This window comes from Nostoc sp. FACHB-892 (assembly GCF_014698795.1).
In the GTDB taxonomy this organism is placed as follows: Bacteria; Cyanobacteriota; Cyanobacteriia; order Cyanobacteriales; family Nostocaceae; genus Nostoc.
The window spans coordinates 142,434-159,742 of record NZ_JACJTR010000007.1 but is presented as its reverse complement, the minus strand read 5'-3'; the positions used below and the strand labels follow the sequence as shown (position 1 = coordinate 159,742).

The window sequence follows — 17,309 nt, the reverse complement described above, 5'->3', positions numbered from 1 at the left end:
GATTTTATGAGTATTATTACACTACAATCGGTTAAAAAAGACTTTGGTATCAAAGAAGTTTTAAAAGATGCCAGCTTTAGCCTCGATGCTACCGATAAAGTTGGTTTAATTGGTACTAACGGTTCAGGAAAATCAACCCTATTAAAAATGATTGCCGGGTTAGAATCCATTGATAGTGGTCAAATTTTAGTTAATTCTGGTTCTAGAATTATCTACTTACCCCAGCAGCCAGATTTAGATGAAAACCACACAGTTTTAGAGCAAGTTTTCGCCGACAGTGGTGAACACATGGCTTTGGTGCGTGAGTACGAAGAACTCTCGGATAAATTAGCTCACTATCCAGATGATAGCCAACTGATGTCTCGCCTTTCTGTGGTGATGCAAAAGATGGATACAACTGGTGCTTGGGAACTAGAAACTAATGCTAAAATCATCCTCACAAAATTAGGAATTTCTGACTTTGATGCCAAAATAAGCACTTTATCTGGGGGCTATCGCAAGCGGATTGCTTTAGCATCAGCATTGCTAGCAGAACCCGATGTTTTGCTTATGGATGAGCCGACAAACCATCTGGATGCTCTTTCTGTAGAATGGTTACAAAGTTATTTAAATCGCTATCGCGGCGCACTTTTTCTCATCACCCACGATCGCTACTTTCTAGATCGTGTCACCAATCGGATCATTGAAATCGACCGAGGCGACATTTACACCTATTCAGGTAACTATTCATATTACCTCGAAAAGAAAGCTTTAGCCGAAGAATCTGCCGTAAGTAGTCAACGTAAACACCAAGGCTTGTTGCGGCGCGAGTTGGAATGGCTGAAAAAAGGCCCAAAAGCTAGAAGTACCAAACAGAAAGCTAGAATTGACCGCGCTCACGCTTTGCGGGATACTGAATTTAAACAAGTTCAGGGTAAAGTTGATATTTCTACAGTTGGTCGTCGCATTGGCAAAAAAGTTATTGAATTAAATAACATTTCTAAAGCTTATGATGGACGTACCCTGATTAATAATTTCACCTACGAATTTAGTCCAGAAGACCGCATTGGCATCATCGGCGCTAATGGTGCTGGTAAATCCACTTTAATGGATATTATTACTGGTCAGATTAAGCCAGATTCAGGTGTTGCAGAAATTGGTACTACAATTCACATCGGTTATTTTGACCAGCATTCAGAAGAATTGCTCACAGCTTTAAACGAAAATCAGCGCGTGATTGACTACATCAAAGAAGAAGGTGAATTTATCAAAATTACCGATGGGACTCAAATTACTGCTTCTCAAATGTTAGAGCGGTTTTTGTTTCCTGGTAATCAACAGTATGCCCCAATTAATAAACTTTCGGGTGGTGAAAAACGCCGTTTATTTCTGTTGCGGGTTTTGATGAGTGCGCCCAATGTGTTGATTTTAGATGAACCGACAAACGATTTAGATGTTCAGACATTGGCAGTACTTGAGGATTATTTAGAGGATTTTGTCGGGTGTGTAATTGTAGTTTCTCACGATCGCTACTTTCTCGATCGCACCATCGACACAGTCTTTTCCTTTGAAGAAGGCGGTAATCTGCGGCAATATCCAGGTAATTACTCAATTTATCTGGACTATAAGAAGGCTGAAGAGGCACAGCAACAAGCTGCTAACGCTAAGGAGAAGCCCAAAAATGTCGAAGTGCAAAATGGTGCGGCTTCACCCAAGGATGTAGAGAATACCAAGCGGCGGAGGTTATCTAATTGGGAGAAAAAAGAATTTGAGCAATTAGAAGGTAAAATTGCCAAGTTAGAGGCTGAAAAGGCAGAAACCGAGAAAACACTAGCGAATGTCTCACCGGGAAATTATAGCCAAGTGCAGAAATTGTACGATCAGGTGGAAAAGCTCAAGCAAGCGATTGATGTGGCGACTGAACGCTGGTTAGAGTTGGCAGAGATGGAGTCTTAATAGCAAATACCTGGAGATTAGAAATTGCGGTTACACACACAAAACCCACCTGCGTTAAAAATGCAAAACTTTAGTAGTATTGGGGCAGATATAGCTATGACAGAATTTTTCTCAATTATTGCCGTACCCCTAATGTATCTAAAATAACCCGCATTAGTATCTCTGGGTCGATTGGTTTAGAAATATGCTGTTGAAATCCAGCCGCTATTGCAAGTTGTTGATTAATCTCTCCAGCATAAGCTGTGAGGGCGATCGCTGGAATTTCTTCGCCTTTTGAAGGTGAGAGCTTTCTAATTTGACGAATTAGTGTGTAGCCATCCATATCGGGCATACCAATATCACTTATTAGCAAATCAAATTTTGCTTGCTCCAAAATGCTCAGAGCATCGTATGCTGATTGAGCTTGAGTCACTTGAAAGCCATGCTCTTCTAACAAGAAGGCGATTACCTCTCGTGAATCTGTGTCGTCGTCTACTAGCAGTGCTTGCAATCCATGAAAATCAAAGTCTGAGAAATTATCAGGCACAATATCATTGTGATTTAATTTTGCCGTAGGGATGAGTGGCAGCTTAACTGTAAACGTTGCTCCTTGCGCTTCTCCGGGACTCGCTGCCTGAACAGTTCCCCCATGCAATTCAACCAAATAACGCACGATCGCTAACCCTAAGCCTAACCCCCCAAATTGTCGAGTTGTTGTACCATCGGCTTGGCGGAAGTAGTCAAAGACATAAGGCAGAAAGTCACCAGAGATCCCCCTACCAGTATCGCTGACAGTGATTTGAGCGTATTCATCAGGATGAGTATCTAATTCCTTTACTGTCTCTAACTGCACCTCAACTTGATCACCCTGTGAGGTAAATTTAATAGCGTTGGTAAGCAGATTCCAAACAACCTGTTGCAGGCGACCAGAATCACCCAAAACTTGCCCAACGTTTGGTTCAAATATTGTCTTAATCTGAATAGATTTAGCTTCAGCAGCAAGCCGCACCGTTTCCAGCGCAGCTTTGATGGTAAAAGTTAGGTTGACTGGAACTGTTTTCAAGCTCAATTTGCCTTGGAGAATGCGCGACACATCAAGCAAATCTTCGATCAGTTGTGCTTGCAGCTTGGCATTGCGCTCGATCGTTTCCAGTGCATACTGAGTTTTAGCTGCGTTTTGCTGGCTGGTTTGTAAGATTTTTGTCCATCCCAGAATCGGATTTAAGGGCGATCGCAATTCATGAGACAGCACTGCTAAAAATTCATCTTTGATGCGGTTTGCTTGCTGCGCTTGTTCAGTCTGTTCCTGCAAAGAGACCATCAGCCGATTAAGGCGATCGTTCTGCTCTTGCAGTAAAGCTTCTGCACGCTTACGTTCGGTAATATCGGATAGGATGAAAACAGCACCTGTGAGCGTCCCATGCTCATCAAGTACTGGGTCGATAGTTTTACTAAACCATCTGTCTTGAGACTGAACTTCTAAAACCTGCCGTTGGTGAGTTTCTGTAGCACGGTGAAAGCAAATACCGTCCCCAATTCCCCATTTTACGTTAATCAACTCATAGTAGGTGCGACCTAAAATTTCGCTATAAGGCTTGTAAACGAGTTGCATCATCGCTCGATTACAGCGCAACACTCTGCCTTCTTGGTCTACTAGACATACACCGTCATTGATGGAGTCAAAAGTCGTTTGCCACTCTCGTGCTGAAGATAAAGCTGCTTCCTCTGCCCGTCGAATTCGCAGCAGCGATCGCACTGTAGCCACCAGTTCAATAGGTTCAACAGGTTGTATAAGATAAGCATCAGCACCACTGTCTAAGCCTTCTGCTTTATCTTGACTTTGAACAAAACTTGCCGAAAGGTGTAGCACGGGAATAAAAGCAGTTTCGGGATTTGCCTTAATTTGGCGACAAACTTCAAAGCCTGTAATATCGGGTAATTTGACATCCAAAATCACCAGAGCAGGGAGATGCTCAACAACTGCCTTTAATCCTTCTGCTCCGGTTGCTGCTTCCACAACCCGAAAGCCTGCATCTTGCAAAATCCGGATCACAACGTAACGATTGGCTTCGTTATCATCCACATGGAGAATTGTAACCTGTAGCTCAGACATGAATTCCCCCTGAAACCTCTAGAACAAGTCCGGCTTTGACGAGGGCATCTTGAAGTTGGGCGTTCGTCGTTGCTTGAGAGCCTGTTTCTTTAGAAACAATAGCGATGCTTTGTTTTGCTAACCAGCTGTTCGCTTCTGCATCCAGTTGGGCAGACGAGTGGATAATTACAGGAATTGACGAAGTGACTGAATTATGCCTCAGTTGTTTGAGTACATCAAACCCGCTCATCTCTGGCATCTCCAAGTCAAGCACGATCGCAGTCGGTTGCTCAGATTGTGCCAACGCTAACCCTTCCTGTCCGTTCGCGGCTTCTAAAATACTCAAAGGTGTATTTCCTAACAACTGTTTCATCAGATACCGATAGGCGGGGTCATCGTCAATTAACAAGATTTTTTGAGGCTTGTTCTGATTAATTAGCGTATTGAGTTTGATTAATAGCTGTAATCTGTCTACGGGCTTAATCAGAAAACCGTTAGCTCCTAGTGCCAGTGCTTGCTTCTCGTTATCAATGATAGTAATAACGACTATAGGGATGGTGCAAGTCATTTCATCTGCTTTAAGTTCTCGCAAGAACGTCCAGCCGTTTTGCCCTTCTAGCATAATATCTAGCATAATCGCTGCTGGTCGGACTTGTTGTAATACTTGCCTTGCTTCAGCTAAGGTGCGGGTGGCAATTAATTGATAGGTTGACTGCTGAAGGTGGTTTTCGTAAATAAATAGTGTTTCTGGATGATCTTCAACCGCCAGAATGGGCAGCCGAGTTGTCTCAAGTGATATAAGCGGCTGTACTACGGTGGGAAATTCAGTTGTGTATGGGTAGATGAGCGGAATCGATACTGTAAAAGTAGAGCCTTGACCTGGCTTACTTCTAACCGAAATACTACCGCCGAGTAGCTCCGCTAGCTTGCGTGATAACGGCAATCCTAACCCGGTTCCCTTCACCTGCTTTTGTAGAGAAGACTCAATTTGAATAAAATCCTCAAAAATGCGCTCTTGATCGGCGATCGCAATGCCGATCCCCGTATCAGACACAGAGAATGTCACGGTATGACCCCTTTGCACAGCACTCACGCGCACTTCTCCCTGCTGGGTAAATTTGAGTGCATTCGAGACAAAGTTTCTCAGTATTTGCGCGACTTTGCCCTCATCAGTATAAAGTGGAGCTATGCTTTCAGGTTCCTCCACAATCAGCGCAACAGAGGAGTCTTGAACCAATAATGGGCGCAGCATTCCCCGCAGAGTAGCAAATAAGTCACTAACTTCAAAGGAACTGGGACGCACTTCAATTTTTCCAGCTTCCACCTTTGCCAAATCCAACAAGTCATTGACCATTTCTGATAATCCGCTCGCCGCCTTTTGGATGAATGTCACCTGCTTTTCTTGCTCGACGGTCAAATCGCCATCCATCCGTGCTAACAGCATCCGAGAAAGGGACAGAATCGAGTTGAGGGGTGTACGAAACTCATGGCTCATGTTCGAGAGAAAGCGGGTTTTTAGGTCATTTACCTTTTGCAAGGAACTTGCCTTTTCATCCAGTTCTGCGTAGAGAGCAACCACACCACGATTGGTATCTTCCAGTTCCCGGTTGAGCTGGGTCAATTCTTCCTCGCGCTTGCGTAACTCTGCCATTGCCCGCAGTAATTCCTGGTTTTGTCGCTGGATCTCTTGATATGGATTCTGGGGCGATCGCTCCATCACAGTTTCTCGAATCTGCTGCAATTGCGAATCAGTAAAAGTCCGTGTGCGCTTCGAGAATTTTTTGCTCATCACCACCGTTGTTCCCTGTCCTGGCAGCGATTCCATTTCAAAGAAATCCATCAGCTTGCGGCTACCCATGATGCCTAGCCCCATTCTTGTACTAGAGGTGTAGCGTCCTGCCAGAACGTCTGCCAGATCAGGAATTCCCTTACCCCGATCCTGAATCCGAATCACAAACGCTTGCGGTTCTCCTGCCACAGAAAATTCAACGGTTCCACCTCTGGCATACTGAAAGGCGTTACGGGCAATTTCTGAAACTGCCGTTGCCAATCGTGCCTGATCTTGGGCAGCAAAGCCCAATTGCTCTGCAATCTCACGAGTTCGCTGCCGAGCCTGCACAACATCCTGTTCGTACTGGATTTCGAGGGTGAAAATAGTTGTCAAGTCGCTTCACTCCAAATTAAATCAGTTATCAGTTACTACTGAGACGGCAGGGGGGCAGGGGAGGCAGGGGAGGCAGGGGAGGCAGGGGAGGCAGGGGAGGCAGGGGAGGCAGGGGGAGCAGGGGGAGAAGAGTCTGAATAACGGGACTTAAGCTAAAAATTGGATAATTTAATTTTTGGAGTGCCCTTAATGATTTCTCAACCAAGGTGATGGATTATTAATCATATTCACCAGACCAGATAAAACTTGGTTGTAATTTGCATAAATTTCTCGTCCTAATTCTACATTCATGTAGTTGCATTTGACAGCAAATTCAATCCAGGTTTGAGTTTCGGCAGCTTCTGCCTCACAATCATTTAATTTAGCGATAAAAGCTGCTTCATAACGCCGTTTTCTCCATGCTTCTGCCATATTTGCACACACAGAACGTGATGATCTACGAATTTGATCAGTTAACGAATATCTCTCCTCCACAGGGAACTTTTTTGATAGCTCAAAAATTTTCATTGCTGCTTCAAAGGCAATTTTATAAATCCCCAAATCTCTATGATCTTTTATTGCTTCTTTATTCATTATTTTGCCTCCCCTGCTCCCCCTGCCTCCCCTGCCTCCCCTGCTCCCCCTGCCTCCCCTGCCTCCCCTGCCTCCCCTGCCTCCCCTGCCTCCCCTACTCCCCTGCTCCCCCTGCCTCCCCTGCCTCCCCTGCCTCCCCTGCTCCCCCTGCCTCCCCTGCCTCCCCTACTCCCCCTGCCATCTTCACCCCACTCCCCTAGCCACCAACACCGTCACATCGTCTCGCTCTCGGTTAAAGTCCCGGTATAACACACCTGCAATCAGGCTGGGATGTTTTTGACTTAAGCCTGGATAGCGATCAAGCTGCCACTTAGTGTCTAATCCGTCAGAATGCATAATTAAAAGTCCGTTGGCATACCAGGGATAGGTAAACTCTTGAATTTTGCGGACTTCATGTCCCACCGTGCCGTTGTTAGATATTAGATGGTGGCGTTCAGTAAACGAGAAAATGCTGGCAGCGATATTACCTATTCCGGCAAAGCGGACAGACTGTTGTTCAAAGTCGATTTCGGCAATGGCGAGTGCTGCTCCGCGTGTACTTCGCAAGGCGGCGTGGGCAGCTTCGACGATCGCACCAGGAGAGCGATGATGTTCTTGAAAGATTCTTACGGCTTGTGAAGCAGCAGTGGCAGCAGCAGGCCCATGCCCTAAGCCATCGGCTACTAGCAACAGGCTGCGGCAACGATCGATTTGATATGCCCAGGCATCTCCCGAAACGTCCTCCCCTCGTTTGGGCAAACAGATCGCCCCAATTTCTAAAGTTTCTTGGGGCGGATGAAGTGCGGAGTCTGACCAAAGGTGAGCGAGGAGCGCCGTCCCTTGGTTGCGAATGGAGTAAATTTCAAATAAACCAGAGAGGCGAGAAATTGCACCCAGTCCATTGCCTAAGGTTCCGGCTGTGGAAAAGCCATCTTGCAAACACTCATCCACATCAACCATTCCCCGTCCTTTATCTAGCGACAAGACTTCAATACCGATGGCTGAATCTTGTTCGAGCAATCTTAGTAATAAGACCCCACCCTGACCGTGCTGGATCAGATTGTTCGCAACCTCTGTCACCACAATACCAACCTTGCCCCGTTGGGTTTCCTGAAAACCGAGCCGAGTTGCTAAAGCGATCGCTACCCGTCGCGCTTCCCCAGTCTGGCTAGATTCAGTAATTGTAATGGCGACAGATTCTCTCATACAGCACTTTGCAACTAAATGAGGTACAGAACCAAGGATTCACACACAAATCAAATTATTCTTCTTCCTCCTGCCTTCTGCCTCCTGCCTCCTGCCTCAAAACCACTGACTTTGTACTTCATGCAAAAGAAAACTGCTGTATTATTTCCATCGTACAATTACTATCCGTGTCCCTTCTCCCACCGCAGACTGAATTTCAAACTCGTTGGCAAGTCGTTTGGCACCGCCCAGTCCCATCCCCAACCCGCTCCCAGTGGTGAACCCATCCTTCAGTGCCATCTCAATATTGGGAATTCCCGGCCCCCGATCTTCAAAAGTCAACCGAAGTCCTCGTTTTCTCTCTTCTTGAAGCATTTCTAGCTTGACTGTGCCACCTCCCCCGTAGTCTAGGGTATTGCGCGCTAACTCACTAGCAGCAGTCACAATTTTAGTTTGGTCTACTAAACTTAAACCAATCTCCACGGCCATCTGGCGCACAGCTTGCCGAACTAATACTATATCTGTTGAAGTTTGAATGTTGAGCGTTTCAGTCTGCTGCATCGTCATCTACACGCCATTTATTAGCAGCGGTCTGATTTTTGGTTTTATTAAGTGAAGAGCGCAACAGTGCCATACCCTTTTCTACGTTTAGGGCAGTCCGAATGTCTGTCAGCGACAGCCCCAATTCTACCAGGGTAATTGCCACAGCAGGCTGCATACCAACGACAACTGTTTGGGCATCCAGCACCCGTGACATTCTGGCAGTGTTTCCTAAAATCCTCGCAACGAAAGAATCAACAATCTCTAATGCAGAGATATCGATCAATACACCGTGAACATTAGCTTCAGAGATGCGGTTGGTCAAGTCATCCTGTAGTGTCATAGCAAGCTGATCGTGCATATCCACTTGGATCGTCACAATCAGGAAATTGCCCATTTCGAGTATAGGAATGTGTTCCATTACTTCCTCCTGCCTACCTATTCGGGTTGAGAGCGGGTAATGCTAGCTCCCAAACGTTTTAGTGCAGTGAGAAAGGCATCGGCTAACGTTGCCTTCGTTGTAACATCAGTCAAATCAATGCCGAGATAAACGATCGTTTGGGCAATTTGAGGACGAATGCCACTGATCATACAATCAGCTCCCATGAGACGGGCAGCCGTAACTGTCTTAAGTAGATGTTGAGCGGTGAGGGTATCTACGGTTGCAACCCCGGTAATGTCAATAATGGCAACTTCTGACCCTGTTTCAACAATCTTCTGCAATAACGACTCCATCATAATTTGAGTACGCGTACTATCCAGGGTACCGATAATGGGTAATGCCAAAATTCCCTCCCAGAGTTTAATTACTGGGGTAGACAGCTCCATCAACTCTTGCTGCTGCCGCAAAATCACTTCTTCACGCGCTTTTTGATACACTTCAATTGTCAGCAATCCCAGCTGATCCAGTAGGTTTGTGGCTAGCCATATCTCTTCACCTAACTCAATGGCGTCTTTTAATTGCTGACGCATTCGGTTAAACAGGGGTTGCTTGAACGAAAAGACGAATGTAGCTGTTTCCGACGGTGTGAAACCTTGTTGCGATCGCGATCGAGAAACGCCCTTTAGCATCGAGCGCATCTCTTGCCAGTCCCCTGCTTGAATATTGCTCAACTTTCCCTGAGCAACGGCGACACGAAACAAGCTTAGGAATTCCCGGCACTCCTCTTTTAGCTCGGCTTCTTTCATCAAGCCTCTGCGAATATTGACAGTGGCTAATTCCTGAGTCCACTCCGACAGCAGATCAGCCTCAAAGGTTTCTAGGATCTGCGGTATCTTACTTTCACTCATTGTTCCTAAGGCAACAGTTTTCATTAGTCTCCAATTCAGTGTATGACGATTCAGCCTAACCTAATAGCTGAAGTTGAAAATCGAGTCATGCTTGTTTTTGGAGAAAAATTGTCAAGAAAGGCAGGAGGCAGGAGGCAGGAGGTAAAAGTATTACTATTCCTAGCCTTGAGGTTTTCAAAATGTCCTTGCCTAACCTGCGATCGCACTTCTACAACACCCTACTAACTATCTCTCATAAACTGCATAGTTTACCGTTGTATGCATCGCCTACAATGATTTCTCGGAAGACATTTAAGCTACTCAATTTTCTGCTTTTGGGCAGGTTGGTTTTAGAATCAGTACACAAGTTTTGGAGTCAGCACTTAGGCTTGTTGATGAGTAGTGTATTAGATATGTAGATTTATCTTATGGGCAAAAGGCGATCGCTCTTCTATAAACTGCGATCGCATCAGTCTTTTCTACAGAATACTAAGCGATCGCTTAAGCCGCTTTGCATCTACGCACTCCCCAACAAACTGAAGCGGTCTCACTCGTGACGGGAACGGTCTAAGTCATGACGGGAACGGTCTAAGTCATGACGGGAACGGTCTCGCTCGTGACGGGAGCGGTTTCACTCGTGACGGGAGCGGTCTCAGTCGTAACGGGAGCGGTCTCGCTCGTGGCGGGAGCGGTTTCACTCGTGACGGGAGCGGTCTCACTCGTGACGGGAGCGGTCTCGCTCGTGACGGGAGCGGTCTCACTCGTGACGGGAGCGGTCTCACTTTTGCTTTTTTACATGATTAATTAAATTCTGAAAAGAAATACCGAAAAATTACCGATATAACCTGAATATTTTATGAACAAAAACTGTGAGTTCTGCTGAACCGAAACGTAGTTCAATTAAGCCAAGCTAGCTATAGCAGCATCTTAAAGGAGTAATTTTATGTCTCGTCAAAAACGTACATCCCGCATTCTAGAAAAAGCTCAGTTAAGGTCGGCCGGACTGAAATCGATCGTTCCAAACATCAAATTTGATGAAAATTATAATCTGGAAAAACTGATTGAGTCAATTGACCAGTTACGTAACAAACTTGATGTTTATAATACGGCTCTGTCTGTGGTTGACTCTTCTAAAACTGAAATTGAAGAGATGGAAAAAAACTTGAGTCAGCTTTCTGAAAAAATGCTGATGGTGGTTGCTATCAAATACGGCAAAGACAGCCGCGAATATGAAATGGCGGGTGGTGTTCGCAATAGCGATCGCATCCGCAAAATTAGGTCGAGCCGCTTGAAAAATGTTGCAGAACAAGCATCAGAAGAAAATAATAAAACTGCATAGAGCAGCTTAAAACAAAAGCCTTGAGCAACTTGTCTGGCAAATTGGGCGTTAGCACGCTAGTAAAATCAGCACTACAATAGCTAGCGTCCACCAAAAGCCAACTAATGCCGCAAAATAACCAAACTGCTGTCGAATTCCGCGATGTCACCTTTAGCCGCAATCATCGCCCTTTGGTGTCAAATCTCAATTTCACCATCCGCCAAGGAGAAGCACTGATATTACTTGGGCGTAGTGGTAGCGGCAAAACCACAACAATGAAGTTAATTAATCGCCTATTCACACCGACACAAGGCGAAGTTTTATTTGATGGCATTCCCACAACTCAATGGGATGAAATTAAACTGCGACGAAAAATTGGTTACGTAATTCAAGAAATTGGTTTATTTCCGCATTTCACTGTAGAACGCAATGTGGGTTTAGTCCCAGCTTTGGAAGGTTGGCAATCTAAACAAATAAAAACGCGGGTTTATGAATTGCTGCAATTAGTGGGTTTAGAACCAGCACAATTCGCAGGGCGTTACCCGCACGAACTTTCGGGGGGACAAAAGCAAAGAATAGGTGTAGCCAGGGCTTTAGCAGCAGATCCGCCTGTGCTGTTGATGGATGAACCGTTTGGCGCACTCGATCCGATTACCCGCTTAGAACTGCAACAAGAGTTTCGGCGTTTGCAGCAAGAGTTAGGCAAGACAGTTGTGTTTGTTACCCACGATATTCAAGAAGCCTTTGTTTTAGCATCGAGAATTGGTTTAATGTATGGGGGAGAGTTGGTAGTATTGGAGGCGAAGGATGAATTTATGCGATCGCAACATCCAGAAAGCCTCGCTTTTCTCCAATGTCTGCGTTCCCTACAAGATACTTTATGAAAGATTTCTTCCTCGTTAAGTATGCTCCAGAAATTCTTCAGCATACTCTAGAACACTTATTTTTGGTAGGTATTGCAATTGGAATTGCCATACTTGTAGGTATTCCATTAGGTATTTTAATTACACGCAAAACCTATCTCCGCCAATCAATTCTCGGTATAGCAAATATTTTCCAAACTATTCCTAGTTTGGCGTTGTTTGGCTTACTCATTCCTGTGCCGATAATTGGCGGAATTGGCGCAGTCCCAGCAATTGTTGCTTTAACTGTATATTCCTTGCTGCCGATAATTCGTAATACTTACACAGGGATTACTGGCGTAGATCCAGCGATTCGAGAAGCTGGGAGAGGGATGGGAATGACAGATAGACAATTGTTATTGCAAGTTGAGATTCCCTTGGCATTGGGAGTAATTTTGGCAGGGGTAAGAGTAGCAGCAGTGATTGCCATAGGTATTGCAACTATTGCAGCAGCAATTGGTGCTGGTGGTTTGGGAGTATTTATTTTTCGTGGGATATCAGTAGTGAACAATCAGTTAATTTTAGCTGGTGCAGTTCCGGCAGCGGGAATTGCATTATTAACTGACTTCGCAATTGGCTGGATGGAGAATAAATTAAAAGTTAAGTAATGAAAAAATTTTTGGCACTTTGCTTTTTAAATTTTGCTGTATTATTTTTAATCGCTGGCTGTACGCCGAATTTAAATAGTAGTAACAATGATGCTAATATTATCGTTGCTTCTAAAGGTTTTACCGAACAAGATGTTTTAGCTGAACTTTTAGCACAGCAAATCGAGGCAACAACTAATTTAAAAGTATCTCGTCGTACTCTAGGTGGTTCTTTTGTTTGCCATAATGCTATTACTGCTGGTCAAATCGATGCTTATATTGAGTATACAGGCACAGCTTTGACTGCAATTTTAAAGGAAAAACCAATTAATGGCTCCAAAGAAGTTTATGAAAAAATAAAACAAACATACGCCCGGCAATTCAATTTGGAAGTGATGCCAAACTTGGGTTTTGAAAACACTTTTGCAATGATTATCCGAGGTGAAGATGCCAAGCGCAACAATATTCAAACTCTCTCCCAAGCTAGTCAATATACACCGCAGTGGCGTGCGGGTTTCGGTTACGAATTTGTAGAACGGGAAGATGGTTTTCCAGGATTAGCTAAAACTTACAATTTACGTTTTGCTAAACCACCCCAAATTATGGATTTGGGTTTGATATATCGTGCTTTGATTCAAAAACAGGTGGATGTGGTGGCGGGTAATTCCACTGACGGGCAGATTGCTCGCTTGGGTTTAGTTGTCTTAAAAGATGATAAACAGTATTTTCCACCTTACGAAACTGTGCCAATCGTCCGTCAAGAAACATTGAAAAAATATCCCGAATTAAGAAAAGCGATCGCTTCACTTGCTGGGAAGATTTCAGCAGATGAAATGCAACAATTAAACTATTTAGTTGAAGGGGAATTACGTGATATTAAAGGTGTTGTCCGGGAGTTTTTGAAATCGAAAGGATTAGGTTCATCTCAAGGATAGACAAGATGGGTAATAGTCTATACCATTTTCCAACTACTAGATATAGCGGTTCCCATTCAAATGCGGTACAAGATTATATTGCAAGGTGTAGGGGCACGGCAGTACCCATACGTGTCAACTTAACGTGAAACCTTGGCAATGACGTTATATCAAGCCTACTCAATTACCAATTAAGTCGTCGGAACCCCACCCCGCTTTTGTCTAGCGACAAAACCTCCCCTCCCCGTGAACGGGGAGGGGATTAAGGGGAGCCAGTGCGGTCTTGGGGTCTCCTCAAGTGAAGCATCTGGCGTGTGGGGTAAAACGCCTGTGGGATAAGCGTTTTAACTTAAGTTGACACCAATGGGCAGTGCCGTGCCCCTACGGATGTACCTCGCGTAAACGAGAAACGCCATAGACCCCTTTGCTTTTCACATCGGGTTATAAAGATAAAGATATATGTTTTCTGAAGTTAAAAAATGTCTTGTGTTGGCTGTACCTTTAGCAGCAGCACAACTGGCTCAATCTGCAACTGCTTTTGTAGATACGGTCATGATGGGCTGGTTGGGAAGCCAAACAATTGCATCTGGAGGTTTGGGAGCTGTTATCTTTAATTTTTGTCTGCTGATTGCTAATGGTATTGTTTCTGCTGTCAGTCCCTTAGCTGCCCAAGCATACGGAGCGGGAAATACAGAAAAAGTTGGCACAATTGTCCGGCTTGGACTAGGCATATCTCTGATATTAGGAATGCCAATTACATTGCTGCTTTACAATGCAGGTGCTTTACTACTGCTACTAGGGCAGGATGCTAATACAGTAGCATTAGCAGAAATTTATTTAAGGGCGATCGCCTGGGGTTTTATTCCTGGTTTGGGCTTTGGGGTACTTAAAAGCTTTCTTTCGGCTCTTTTGCGACCGCAGTTAATTATGGTGACTGTGGTTTTGGGTACTCTGCTCAACATCACAGCTAACTATGTGCTGATGTTTGGCAAGTTGGGATTTCCTGCGCTGGGTTTAGCTGGTATCGGTTGGGCAAGCACGCTCTCACTTTGGGCAATGTTTATTGCTTTGACAGTTTATGTCTGTAATCAGCGTGAATTTGCAGTCTACGGTATTTTTCGACCTTTGTCTAACGAAGCTTTTTCCGTAGAGTATCGCCGGATCATTGGCGAGATTTTTCACATTGGATTACCCATCGGCGGACTGATTGCAGTAGAGGCTGGACTGTTCACCGTTGTCACCTTTTTAATCGGACAATTGGGAACAAATGCCCTTGCTGCTCATCAAATAGCTTTACAAACAATTTCTATATCATTCCAGATTGCGCTGGGTATTTCTCTAGCAACAACAGTACGGGTTGGGCAGTTAGCCGGACAGGATGACCTAATCGCTACTCGTCGGGCTGGATATGTAGGCATTGCCATTGCAGGTTTGTCTATGGGTGTAGCAGGCATTTTATTTTGGTTAGCGCCAAAGTCGATTATTTCCCTTTACATTGACACCAGCAATCAGAATAATGCAGATGTGGTTGCCCTGGCGGTGAAATTGCTGGGAGTGGCGGCGATTTTTCAAATAGTTGATGGTGTGCAAGTGACTGCGGCGGGAGCATTACGCGGACTAAAAGACACTCGAATTCCGATGTTAATTGGCATTTTTGCTTATTGGTGTGTTGGTTTATTGACTGGTTATGGTTTCGGGATCTGGTCAGGATATGGAGCCATTGGTCTTTGGTGGGGATTGGCTATTGGTTTAGCGATCGCTGCAATAATCCTTACTTGGCGGTTTAGTACTAAAAAAACTAAATCATTTATAGAAATAAGTTAACCGCAGAGGGAAGATTCGGAGATTTTTATCAAAGTCGTTGTAGATCCTCCTAAATCCTCCTTAAAAAGGAGGACTTTGAAAGGTTTTTGCCCCCCTTTTTAAGGGGGGTTGGGGGGATCAAAGCTTGTGGCGCAACTCTATAAGAAAATTCAGAATATTTATTTGGAAATCTCTAAGCTGGATTAAAAGTATTTATACCCATAAACATAGAAGCAAAAAATGCAAGACGTACTCTTAACATCAAAGTTAAGATTACGATTAAGAGTAGGTGTCTGCTAAAACCTACCCGCTTTACCTGAGTTTTTATACAGACATCCCTTTTTACGGAGTTTTTTATGAAAAACATATTACAAGGCTCCATCTGTGAAGCACAGAATTCACATCAGAGCTATAGTATTCCGTCCTACAATAGGCTGCTTTTGGTCGTGAAGGATTTGGCTTGTGTACGGACTATTGAGGAAATTATTGAGATTGTGCGTTTGGCTGCTCGCGATCTAACTAATGCTGATGGAGTAACTTTTGTACTGCGGGATGGTGAATGTTGCCACTATGTCGATGAAAATGCCATCGGGCCACTTTGGAAAGGTATGCGTTTTCCGATCAAGTCTTGCATCTCCGGTTGGGCAATGCTCAATAAACAAGCAGCCGTGATTGAGGACATTTATCAGGATGCGCGAATTCCTCTCGATGCTTATAAAGTAACTTTTGTCAAGAGCTTAGTGATGGTTCCCATACGGATTTCTGATCCACTCGGTGCGATCGGAGCCTACTGGAGTACACCACACCGAGCCACGCCCGAAGAGATAGAATTGCTTGAAACTTTGACCGAAACTACAGCAGTGGCGATCGCAAATGTTCAACTTTTTCAAAAACTTACGAACCAAAACGCGCTTAAAGACAAATTCATTGCCATGCTAGCTCACGAGCTGAGAAATCCTGTTGCTCCCATCTCAAATGGGGTTCAGCTTCTCAAGTTGAAGCTAGGCGAGACTGGTGTAGTCGGAGAAACAGTTTTAAAGATGCAGCACCAGATTAAGCACCTCTCAAAATTGATTGATGAGTTACTTGATGTATCGTCCATCACCTATGGGAAGATTTCATTAAACCTTGAGAAGGTTAATCTGGTGGAATTGGTTCGCCAGAGTCTTAATGACCATGCACAAGCAATAAAGAAATCGAACCTTAACGTAGTACAAGACCTGCCAAACACGCCTCTGTGGGCTTATGTTGATCCGACGCGATTCTTCCAAGTTTTTGGAAACCTTCTTGATAACGCCTTAAAGTTTTCCAAGCCAGATGGAATGATCTGGGTGGATCTCTCATTTATTCCAGGTGAAAATGGCTCAGGCAGTGTAGCAGCTTTATCTGTAAAAGACTCAGGCATAGGGATAGACCCGACAATCTTACCAGAACTATTCGAGCCGTTTACCCAGGCTGATCGCAGTTTAGACCGTTCGAGGGGTGGGTTAGGTTTAGGACTATCGGTAGTAAAAAGTCTTGTCGAACTTCATGGTGGTAATGTTGAAGCCTCAAGTAGAGGGATCAATTTGGGAGCAGAATTCAAAGTCACTCTCCCTGTATGCGAAGAGACTACAGCTTGGCATAATGACCCAGAGATTATAGAAACGGCTAAAAAATCGTTGAAGATTTTAGTGATCGAAGATAACGAGGATTCAGCCGTGACATTAAAAGCAGTGCTTGAGTACTTCGGGCATGAAGTTTCTATTGCCAATAATGGAATTTCAGGGGTAGAAACTGCAAGGGAATTTGAGCCTCATGTGATTATTTGTGACATTGGACTTCCCGAAATGGATGGATTCGCCGTTGCACAGGAACTGAGTAAAGACCCTAAATTTACTCGCTCAATTCTGATTGCGCTTACTGGCTATGGTAGTCAAGAAGATAGAGAGCTTGCGCTTAAGTCTGGTTTTAAATCTCACTTGACCAAGCCTGTGGACTTTGAAGTGCTTACGGCAGAAATTGATCGATACTTTCTCGTGAGTGCGTAAGCGTAGCCCATCGTAGACTCACTTTTATCGTATTAAATC

General features: G+C 44.5%; 15 protein-coding genes. 8 read left to right on the top strand and 7 right to left on the bottom strand.

Annotation, left to right across the window (positions count from 1 at the left end; all coding sequences use genetic code 11):
* Positions 1–6: 6 nt before the first annotated feature.
* Positions 7–1,935, top strand: coding sequence for an ABC-F family ATP-binding cassette domain-containing protein (locus H6G96_RS12185; protein WP_190911692.1), 1,929 nt, complete (start codon positions 7–9; stop codon positions 1,933–1,935).
* A gap of 115 nt (positions 1,936–2,050) precedes the next feature.
* Here H6G96_RS12185 and H6G96_RS12180 read toward each other — a convergent pair whose 3' ends face one another.
* The 7 genes from H6G96_RS12180 to H6G96_RS12150 all read right to left on the bottom strand — a co-directional run bounded on the left by H6G96_RS12180 (position 2,051) and on the right by H6G96_RS12150 (position 9,761).
* Positions 2,051–4,027: a response regulator gene (locus H6G96_RS12180; RefSeq protein ID WP_190911691.1), complete on the bottom strand. Its 1,977-nt coding sequence runs from the start codon at positions 4,025–4,027 to the stop codon at positions 2,051–2,053.
* Positions 4,020–6,170, bottom strand: a complete 2,151-nt coding sequence (locus H6G96_RS12175; protein WP_190911690.1) for an ATP-binding protein — start codon at positions 6,168–6,170, stop codon at positions 4,020–4,022. Before H6G96_RS12175 ends, H6G96_RS12180 begins: the two co-directional genes overlap by 8 nt.
* A gap of 186 nt (positions 6,171–6,356) precedes the next feature.
* Entirely contained in the window at positions 6,357–6,743 is a 387-nt protein-coding gene (locus H6G96_RS12170) for a four helix bundle protein (RefSeq protein ID WP_190911689.1), read from the bottom strand.
* A gap of 183 nt (positions 6,744–6,926) precedes the next feature.
* Positions 6,927–7,928, bottom strand: coding sequence for an ATP-binding SpoIIE family protein phosphatase (locus tag H6G96_RS12165; protein WP_190911688.1), 1,002 nt, complete (start codon positions 7,926–7,928; stop codon positions 6,927–6,929).
* 141 nt (positions 7,929–8,069) lie between these two features.
* Positions 8,070–8,468, bottom strand: coding sequence for an anti-sigma regulatory factor (locus tag H6G96_RS12160; protein WP_190911687.1), 399 nt, complete (start codon positions 8,466–8,468; stop codon positions 8,070–8,072).
* Positions 8,455–8,868 carry an STAS domain-containing protein gene (locus H6G96_RS12155; RefSeq protein WP_190911686.1) on the bottom strand — a complete coding sequence of 138 codons (414 nt, stop codon included), beginning with the start codon at positions 8,866–8,868 and terminating at the stop codon, positions 8,455–8,457. Before H6G96_RS12155 ends, H6G96_RS12160 begins: the two co-directional genes overlap by 14 nt.
* 17 nt (positions 8,869–8,885) lie before the next feature.
* Positions 8,886–9,761 (bottom strand): STAS domain-containing protein, encoded by an 876-nt coding sequence (locus tag H6G96_RS12150; RefSeq protein WP_242063258.1) that lies wholly within the window; start codon positions 9,759–9,761, stop codon positions 8,886–8,888.
* A 155-nt stretch (positions 9,762–9,916) separates the two neighbouring features.
* Between H6G96_RS12150 and H6G96_RS12145 the strand changes: the two genes are divergently transcribed.
* From H6G96_RS12145 to H6G96_RS12115, 7 genes are all read left to right on the top strand, one after another.
* Positions 9,917–10,135, top strand: coding sequence for a hypothetical protein (locus tag H6G96_RS12145; protein WP_190911685.1), 219 nt, complete (start codon positions 9,917–9,919; stop codon positions 10,133–10,135).
* A 524-nt stretch (positions 10,136–10,659) separates the two neighbouring features.
* Positions 10,660–11,055 carry a hypothetical protein gene (locus H6G96_RS12140; RefSeq protein ID WP_190911684.1) on the top strand — a complete coding sequence of 132 codons (396 nt, stop codon included), beginning with the start codon at positions 10,660–10,662 and terminating at the stop codon, positions 11,053–11,055.
* A gap of 104 nt (positions 11,056–11,159) precedes the next feature.
* Positions 11,160–11,918 (top strand): ATP-binding cassette domain-containing protein, encoded by a 759-nt coding sequence (locus H6G96_RS12135; protein WP_190732672.1) that lies wholly within the window; start codon positions 11,160–11,162, stop codon positions 11,916–11,918.
* The gene (locus tag H6G96_RS12130) at positions 11,915–12,544 is read left to right on the top strand and encodes an ABC transporter permease (protein ID WP_190732674.1); all 630 of its coding nucleotides are present in this window, start codon (positions 11,915–11,917) and stop codon (positions 12,542–12,544) included. The genes H6G96_RS12135 and H6G96_RS12130 overlap by 4 nt, the downstream gene beginning before the upstream one ends.
* On the top strand, positions 12,544–13,458 hold the full coding sequence (locus tag H6G96_RS12125; protein ID WP_190911683.1) for a glycine betaine ABC transporter substrate-binding protein: 915 nt from the start codon (positions 12,544–12,546) through the stop codon (positions 13,456–13,458). Before H6G96_RS12130 ends, H6G96_RS12125 begins: the two co-directional genes overlap by 1 nt.
* A gap of 438 nt (positions 13,459–13,896) precedes the next feature.
* Complete coding sequence (locus tag H6G96_RS12120) at positions 13,897–15,261, top strand: MATE family efflux transporter (RefSeq protein ID WP_190911682.1); 1,365 nt, start codon at positions 13,897–13,899, stop codon at positions 15,259–15,261.
* 335 nt (positions 15,262–15,596) lie between these two features.
* Entirely contained in the window at positions 15,597–17,270 is a 1,674-nt protein-coding gene (locus tag H6G96_RS12115; RefSeq protein WP_190911681.1) for an ATP-binding protein, read from the top strand.
* Positions 17,271–17,309 lie beyond the last annotated feature (39 nt).

Excerpts from the sequence above, each read along its gene's own strand:
- H6G96_RS12115 (WP_190911681.1), top strand. The coding sequence starts at position 15,597 with ATGAAAAACATATTACAAGGCTCCATCTGTGAAGCACAGAATTCACAT.
- H6G96_RS12150 (WP_242063258.1), bottom strand. The coding sequence starts at position 9,761 with ATGAAAACTGTTGCCTTAGGAACAATGAGTGAAAGTAAGATACCGCAG.
- H6G96_RS12160 (WP_190911687.1), bottom strand. The coding sequence starts at position 8,468 with ATGCAGCAGACTGAAACGCTCAACATTCAAACTTCAACAGATATAGTA.
- H6G96_RS12125 (WP_190911683.1), top strand. The coding sequence starts at position 12,544 with ATGAAAAAATTTTTGGCACTTTGCTTTTTAAATTTTGCTGTATTATTT.
- H6G96_RS12170 (WP_190911689.1), bottom strand. The coding sequence starts at position 6,743 with ATGAATAAAGAAGCAATAAAAGATCATAGAGATTTGGGGATTTATAAA.
- H6G96_RS12140 (WP_190911684.1), top strand. The coding sequence starts at position 10,660 with ATGTCTCGTCAAAAACGTACATCCCGCATTCTAGAAAAAGCTCAGTTA.
- H6G96_RS12185 (WP_190911692.1), top strand. The coding sequence starts at position 7 with ATGAGTATTATTACACTACAATCGGTTAAAAAAGACTTTGGTATCAAA.
- H6G96_RS12155 (WP_190911686.1), bottom strand. The coding sequence starts at position 8,868 with ATGGAACACATTCCTATACTCGAAATGGGCAATTTCCTGATTGTGACG.
- H6G96_RS12120 (WP_190911682.1), top strand. The coding sequence starts at position 13,897 with ATGTTTTCTGAAGTTAAAAAATGTCTTGTGTTGGCTGTACCTTTAGCA.
- H6G96_RS12130 (WP_190732674.1), top strand. The coding sequence starts at position 11,915 with ATGAAAGATTTCTTCCTCGTTAAGTATGCTCCAGAAATTCTTCAGCAT.
- H6G96_RS12180 (WP_190911691.1), bottom strand. The coding sequence starts at position 4,027 with ATGTCTGAGCTACAGGTTACAATTCTCCATGTGGATGATAACGAAGCC.
- H6G96_RS12145 (WP_190911685.1), top strand. The coding sequence starts at position 9,917 with ATGTCCTTGCCTAACCTGCGATCGCACTTCTACAACACCCTACTAACT.
- H6G96_RS12135 (WP_190732672.1), top strand. The coding sequence starts at position 11,160 with ATGCCGCAAAATAACCAAACTGCTGTCGAATTCCGCGATGTCACCTTT.
- H6G96_RS12165 (WP_190911688.1), bottom strand. The coding sequence starts at position 7,928 with ATGAGAGAATCTGTCGCCATTACAATTACTGAATCTAGCCAGACTGGG.